General features: G+C 68.3%; 3 protein-coding genes. All 3 read left to right on the top strand.

What is annotated here, in order from left to right; translation table 11 throughout:
• Positions 1 to 66 precede the first annotated feature (66 nt).
• The 3 genes from thrB to ACM9NP_RS16005 all read left to right on the top strand — a co-directional run bounded on the left by thrB (position 67) and on the right by ACM9NP_RS16005 (position 6,921).
• Positions 67 to 924 carry a homoserine kinase gene (gene thrB / locus ACM9NP_RS16015; protein ID WP_415647504.1) on the top strand — a complete coding sequence of 286 codons (858 nt, stop codon included), beginning with the start codon at positions 67 to 69 and terminating at the stop codon, positions 922 to 924.
• 309 nt (positions 925 to 1,233) lie between these two features.
• On the top strand, positions 1,234 to 3,108 hold the full coding sequence (gene rho / locus ACM9NP_RS16010) for a transcription termination factor Rho (RefSeq protein WP_415647503.1): 1,875 nt from the start codon (positions 1,234 to 1,236) through the stop codon (positions 3,106 to 3,108).
• A 474-nt stretch (positions 3,109 to 3,582) separates the two neighbouring features.
• Positions 3,583 to 6,921, top strand: coding sequence for a phosphodiester glycosidase family protein (locus ACM9NP_RS16005; RefSeq protein ID WP_415647502.1), 3,339 nt, complete (start codon positions 3,583 to 3,585; stop codon positions 6,919 to 6,921).
• Positions 6,922 to 7,014 lie beyond the last annotated feature (93 nt).

Below are 7,014 nucleotides of genomic sequence, written 5' to 3'. Positions count from 1 at the left end.
AGAAAATCCCGTGGCGGGGCCGCACGAGGAAACATCGGTGAAACAGCCTTCTCGTAAGCTGGCCCGGTGAGTGTGAACGGGTCTGAGGTGACGGTGCGGGTGCCCGCGACGTCGGCGAATCTGGGGGCGGGCTTCGACAGTCTCGGGCTGGCGTTGTCGCTGTACGACGAGGTGTCCGCGCGGTTCGCGGACGAGACGACGGTCGCGATCGAGGGGGAGGGCTCCGGCACCTTGCCGCGCGACGGGTCGCATCTGATCGTGTCGAGCATGTGGACCGCCTGGCGGGAGTGGGGCGAACCGGTGCGGCCGGTCGCGCTGCGCTGCGTGAACGTGATTCCGCAGGCTCGCGGTCTCGGCTCGTCGTCCGCGGCGATCGTCGCGGGCGTCGTCCTCGCGTCCGCCCTGAGTGGACGATCCACCCCGAACACGGAGTCCCTGCGACTGGCCGCGGCGATCGAGGGGCATCCGGACAACGTCGCCCCGTGTCTGCTGGGCGGGTTCACGATCGCCTGGTCGAACGGCGACGCGTGGGCCGTGCGAGTGCCGACCGCCGACGGTGTCGTTCCCGTCGTTTACGTGCCTGACCTGCGAGGATTGACGGCTCACGCCCGCGCCGCGCTTCCGGGACGTGTCCTGCACACGGACGCGGCGTTCAACCTGGCACGGTCGGCGCTGATGGTGCACGCCATGTCGAGCGATCCCGATCTCCTGTTCGAGGCGACCGATGATCGTCTGCATCAGCAGTACCGCGCGTCCACCATGCCGCGCTCGGTGGAGGCCGTGGCGACCTTGCGGAGCCGGGACATCCCGGCCGCGATCTCGGGGGCCGGTCCGAGCGTGCTGGCGTTCACGGACGCGCCACCACTCCTTGACGGATTCACAGCGCACACCGTGTCCGTTGCCAACGGAGCGGCATTGATCTAATACACGCACCCCCCAGGTGTTGCCGATTTTCACCCCATTGACTATGCTGTGTAGCAATACAGCCGCGACGCAACCAGCGCGCGCCTGATCTCTTTCGGAGTAAGACAGCTCCGATCCTTGCAATCTGGCAGCCACTGTGAGAATCGTCACAAGTTTCAGACTGGCAGTTTGTCCACCTTGTATCACCATTTCTGGGTATGCGGGGGCTGACCGCAAGGGTACTGTTCTTCTTCAGCGATCACGTGTGCCGCACGCAGCTAAACCCGAAGCCGCGCAAGGAATCCGCGGCAGTTCGAGGGAAGGAATCCATTGAACGACACTACCGACACCACGTCGGGATCCACCGGCGAGGAGTCCGCCGGTACACGGCGGCGACGCAGCGGTGGCGGCCTCGCGTCCATGTTGATGCCGGAATTGCAGCAGCTTGCCAATTCCCTCGGTATCGCAAGCATCGGGCGAATGCGGAAGAGCGAGCTGATTACCGCCATTCAGGCGAAGCAGTCCGGCGAAGGTGCCTCTCAGCCGGCAATGACTGACAGTCCGAGCGAGTCCGAAGCCGCGCCGCGCGGGAATGCCCGCCGAGTGACGCGTCCCGCCGGACCGCCGCAGCCGCGTCGGTCCACGGTGGTCGCCGCGGAGTCGGACACGACGAGTGTGGCCGCGTCGACGACGATTCCGGTTGCGGGCGGTGAGGACAACGACAAACCTGCTGGTGAAGTGCGTCGCAGGGAACGGACGCGGACCCGCCAGCAGCAGCCCGAGGCTGAGGCGCCGGCGAAGGCCGAGCGCACTGAGCGCACTGAGCGGTCCGAACGGGACCGTCAGGGCGAGCGTCAGTCCGAGCGCCAGGGTGGTGACCGTCAGGGCGACCGGGACAGCCGCCAGTCCGGCGGACAGCAGCAGCGCGGGGGGAACGCGGCGGTCTCCGATGAGGAGGGTCGTCGGCGTAACCGTCGGCACCGTGACCGTGATCGCCGTACCCGCAGTGGTGGCACCGGAGGGCGTGAGCGCAACGAGCCTCAGGTCAATGAGGACGATGTGTTGGTGCCGATCGGTGGCATCATCGACATACTCGACAACTACGCGTTCATTCGCACGTCCGGCTACCTCGCTGGTGCGAACGATGTTTATGTGTCGATGTCGCAGGTGCGCAAGTACGGGCTTCGCCGAGGCGACGCCGTCACCGGCGCCGTTCGCGCGCCGAAGGACGACGACCCGAACGCGTCGAAGCGCCGCGAGAAGTACAACCCGCTCGTGCGCCTCGACACCGTCAACGGGATGGAACCGGAGGAGGGCAAGCGCCGCCCCGACTTCTACAAGCTGACGCCCCTGTACCCACAGGAGCGGCTGCGCTTGGAGACGGAGCCGCACCTGCTCACCACTCGCGTCATCGACCTGGTGACGCCGGTCGGCAAGGGCCAGCGCGCCCTCATCGTCTCGCCGCCGAAGGCCGGTAAGACGATGGTTCTGCAGGCCATCGCCAACGCGATCACCGAGAACAACCCGGAGTGCCACCTGATGGTGGTCCTGGTCGACGAGCGGCCCGAAGAGGTCACCGACATGCAGCGCTCGGTCAAGGGTGAGGTCATCGCCTCGACCTTCGACCGGCACCCGTCGGACCACACGACCGTCGCTGAACTCTCGATCGAGCGCGCGAAGCGTCTCGTCGAGCTCGGCTACGACGTCGTGGTGCTGCTCGACTCGATCACCCGTCTGGGCCGCGCGTACAACAACGCCACGCCCGCGTCGGGCCGGATCCTGTCCGGTGGTATCGACTCGACGGCGCTGTACCCGCCGAAGCGTTTCCTCGGCGCCGCGCGCAACATCGAGAACGGTGGATCGTTGACGATCATCGCGACGGCTCTCGTCGAGACCGGTTCGATGGGTGACACGGTCATCTTCGAGGAGTTCAAGGGCACCGGTAACTCGGAGCTGAAGCTGGACCGCAAGATCGCCGACAAGCGTCGCTTCCCGGCCGTCGACGTGCACCAGTCGTCGACGCGTAAGGACGAGCTGATGCTCGCGCCCGACGAGTACGCGATCATGCTCAAGCTTCGCCGAGTCCTGTCCTCTCTGGACCCGCAGCAGGGCATCGAACTGTTGCTGGACCAGCTGAAGAAGAACAAGACGAACGCGGAGTTCCTCGTTCAGATCGCCAAGACCACGCCCGGCGGCAGCGACTAGTCGCCAGCCGGCACGGTATCCATCGGGAGCCCCGGTCTCGGCCCCGTCCACATGGGCGGGTCGAGGCCGGGGTTTCTCGCGTTCACAACCCATGCGCACAAGGGACCACGCCGGGGCGATCCACGTGACGACGCCCATGGACACTGGCGACCGTTCGACGCACCGAGGTCTCGGGAGCGTCCGCGGTGATCGCCCCACCGGTCGGCCGTCGGGCCTCCGGAGTCCTGGACCACTGTCGTCCGCGGCTCCCATGCGGGGCCGGATCTCAATGTTCGCAAGGAGAACGCGGGTTCCGCACGCAGGCGCACGGGGCGGATCGTTGAACGACGGACCGGGGAGCATCGGGCGAAATTAAACTTCGGTCCATCTCAAGGTATTGAAGAATTTCGACGGATGCGATTGAATACCCTTCCCCGAGTCGTCGTCGCCTCTCGACGGTGGCGGCGCGCCCGTCCGTCTCCATTGGAGCATCACGTGTCCCCAACCCCAGGCCGCGCCGCCCGCGCCATGCTCGCGGCGAGCGCGCTCGTCGCCGTGTCGCTGGTGGCCGCCGCGCCCGCGTACCCCGAGGACCAACCCCCGCCGACCGACCACATCGAGACCGATCGGCAGTCGCGGCCAGTGGCCAGCGGTGTCACCCTTGACTCCTTCGACCGGTGGAGTGGTGACGGTTGGCTGCGCGCGGACGCGCTGACCGTGGACCTGTCCAGCGGTGCCCGCCTCGAATACCTGTCACCGCCGACGATCTCCGACACCGCGCCGATCAGCGAACAGGTCGCCGCCGAGTCCGAGGCGGTCGCCGCCGTCAACGGGGACTTCTTCGACATCAATGACACCGGCGCGCCCGTTGGAGCCGCCCTGTCCGACGGCGAACTCGTCAAGAGCGGCAACACCGGCCGCACCAACGTCGTCGGCTTCACCGCGGAGGGGCTGGGGGAGATCCTTCAACTGGACTTCGACGGCACCGCGACCCTGCCGAGCGGCGACGTCGACCTCGCGGCCCTGAACGCCACCGATCTCGAGACCGGTGCCATCGGCGAGTACACTCCACTGTGGGGGGAGGCCAGTAGGTCCAGAGTGGTCGACGGCGCGACCGTGACGTGCGAGGTCGTCGTCGCCGACGGCACCGTCGTCTCGGTCTCCGCGACACCCGGAGCGGGCGCGATCCCCGAGGGCTCGTACACCCTCGTCGGCCGCGAGGCAGGTGCCGAGACGCTGTGCGCGCTCGCCGAGGGCGACCCGGTGAGCGTCGAGTACTCACCGGTCACGTCCACGGGGTCTACTTTGCACACGGCGGTCGGCGGCGCGCAGCTGCTCATCGTCGACGGCGAGATCCAGTCGCACGGCGACGACGGCCTGGCCGCGCGTTCCGCCGTCGGCTTCTCGGCGGACGGCGCGACCGTCTACCTGTTGACGGTCGACGGCAAGCAGACCCACTCGACCGGGATCACCGTCAACCAGATGGCGAGGATGATGGCCGAACTCGGCGCGCACAACGCCATCAACATCGACGGCGGCGGGTCATCCACAATGCTCGCGCGGGAGCCGGGATCGACGGAGCTGAGCATGGTCAACAGCCCCTCCGACGGCACCGAGCGGCCCGTCGCCAACGGCCTGGCCGTGACCGTTCCGCCGGGCTCCGGCGACCTCGACGGCTACCGCGTCGCCCCGGCGATGGACCCGGCCGACGCTCCCGGCGACGCCCCGCTGTCCGGAGGCGACCCCGACCGGGTGTTCCCGGGTTTGAGTCGGCAACTGTCGGCCGTCGGCTTCGACGAGACGTACGGTCCGGCCAGTGGCGACCCCCGCTGGAAGGCCCTCCCGCACCGCGTCGGCGAGGTCGACCGGGACGGTCTGTTCACGGCCAAACAGCCCGGCACGGTGACCGTCACCGCGTCGAAGGGGAAGGCCACCGGCACCGAGCGGCTGACGGTGCTCGGCGAATTGTCCCGAGTGGACTCGGATGAGACGCGCGTCGGTCTCGCCTCAATGGACGACACCGCCACCTTCGGCGTGGTCGGCTACGACGAGGCCGGGTTCAGCGCCCCGATCGAGCCGGGCGACGTCACGCTCGAGTACGACCGGGATCTCCTGTCGATCACGCCGACCGTGACCGGGTTCGCCGTCGCGGCCCGCACCGAGTCGAGCGCGTCGCTCGTCACCGTGAACGTCGACGGGCGATCCACGATCGTTCCCGTCACCGTCGGCCTCGACGAGACCCCGGTCGCGAACTTCGACGACGCCGCCGACTGGAAGTTCACGACCGCCCGCGCGACCGGCGATTCGTCCCCGATCGAAGGCCAAGACGGGACGGGCCTGCGCCTCGACTACGACTTCTCGCAGAGCACCGCGACCCGCGCCGCGTACGTCGCGCCGCCTCAGCCGATCCGCGTCGAGGGACAACCGCAGTCTTTCGGGCTGTGGATCGACGGCGAGGGCAACGGCGAATGGCCGTCCCTCCAGTTCACGGACGGCACCGGGGCGTCGCTCGTCCTGCGCGGCGACTACGTGACCTGGGAGGGCTGGCAGTACGTCGAACTGCCGGTCCCACCGGGAACCGTGTACCCGCTGACATTGACGCGCTTCTACGTCGCCGAGACCGATCCGACGGCGGCATACCAGGCCGGCATCAGCATCGATTCGCTTGTGGCGCAGACACCTCCCGACATGGACGTCCCGGCCGAACCCGCCATCCACGATCCACTGTTCACAACGGATGTCTCGGACGCGGGGTGGCGCTTCGCCGTCATGTCGGACGCGCAGTTCGTCGCCCGCGACCCCGACAGCGACATCGTGGCCTCCGCGCGCCGCACCCTCGCGGAGATCAAGGCCAGTGACCCCGACTTCGTCATCATCAACGGCGACCTCGTGGACGAGGGGGCGCCCGCGGACCTCGCGTTCGCGCGCTCCGTCATCACCGAGGAGCTCGGCGACAGCTTGCCGTGGCACTACATCCCCGGCAATCACGAGGTCATGGGCGGCAACATCGACAACTTCGTCTCCGAGTTCGGCGACCCTTATAAGAGCTTCGACCACAAGGGAACACGGTTCATCACCCTCGACACGTCGAGCCTGAAACTGCACGACGGAGGCCTCGACCAGTTGCGGCTTCTCGAGGAACGACTCGCCGACGCGGCCGAAGACCCGTCGATCACCTCGGTCGTCGTGGTGGAGCACGTCCCGCCCCGTGACCCGATGCCCGCCGCCGCCAGCCAACTCACCGACCGCAAGGACGCCCAACTGCTGGAGAGCTGGCTCGCCGACTTCCGGGTCGACACCGGCAAGGGCGCGGCGTTCGTCGGCAGTCACGTCGGAGTGTTCCACGCGTCCCGCGTCGACGGGGTGCCGTACCTGATCAACGGCAACTCCGGGAAGTCCCCGGCGGGAGCGGCCGACGACGGCGGCTTCGTCGGCTGGAGCGAGATCGGCGTCGACCCGCTCGACCGCGACGACGTCGCCGTCCGCGCCCGCGAGCCGTACCGCGCCGTCGACGACTGGATCGCCGTCCAGACCCACGCGCAACTCGACACGTTGACCGTCACCGCTCCGGCGACGATCGCCGTCGGCGACACCGCGGAGGTGACCGCCGAACTCACCCAGCAGGACCGGGTGGTTCCCGTCGCCTACCCCGTGAGCGCCGACTGGACCGAGTCCGAAGGCGTCTACGTCGGAGACGCCAGGCCGTCCGGCAAGCGCCACCTCGCCTGGTTCGACCCCGACACGGGCGAGTTGACCGCCCTGCGGCGCGGCGACGTGACGCTGACCGTGATCGTCAACGGCGTGACGACCAGCACCCAGGTCCGTATCCGCTGACGGAACGCGGNGCGGGCGCCCCGGCGCCCGCNCCGCGCCCCGTCGGAATACCCGACCCCGCGTCGGCATTGTCGACCATCGGGTGCCACGAGT

The organism is Stackebrandtia soli (assembly GCF_965137155.1).
Taxonomy (GTDB): domain Bacteria; phylum Actinomycetota; class Actinomycetes; order Mycobacteriales; family Micromonosporaceae; genus Stackebrandtia; species Stackebrandtia soli.
The sequence above is the reverse complement of the archived record's forward strand: the minus strand, read 5'-3'. Positions and strand labels throughout refer to the sequence as shown.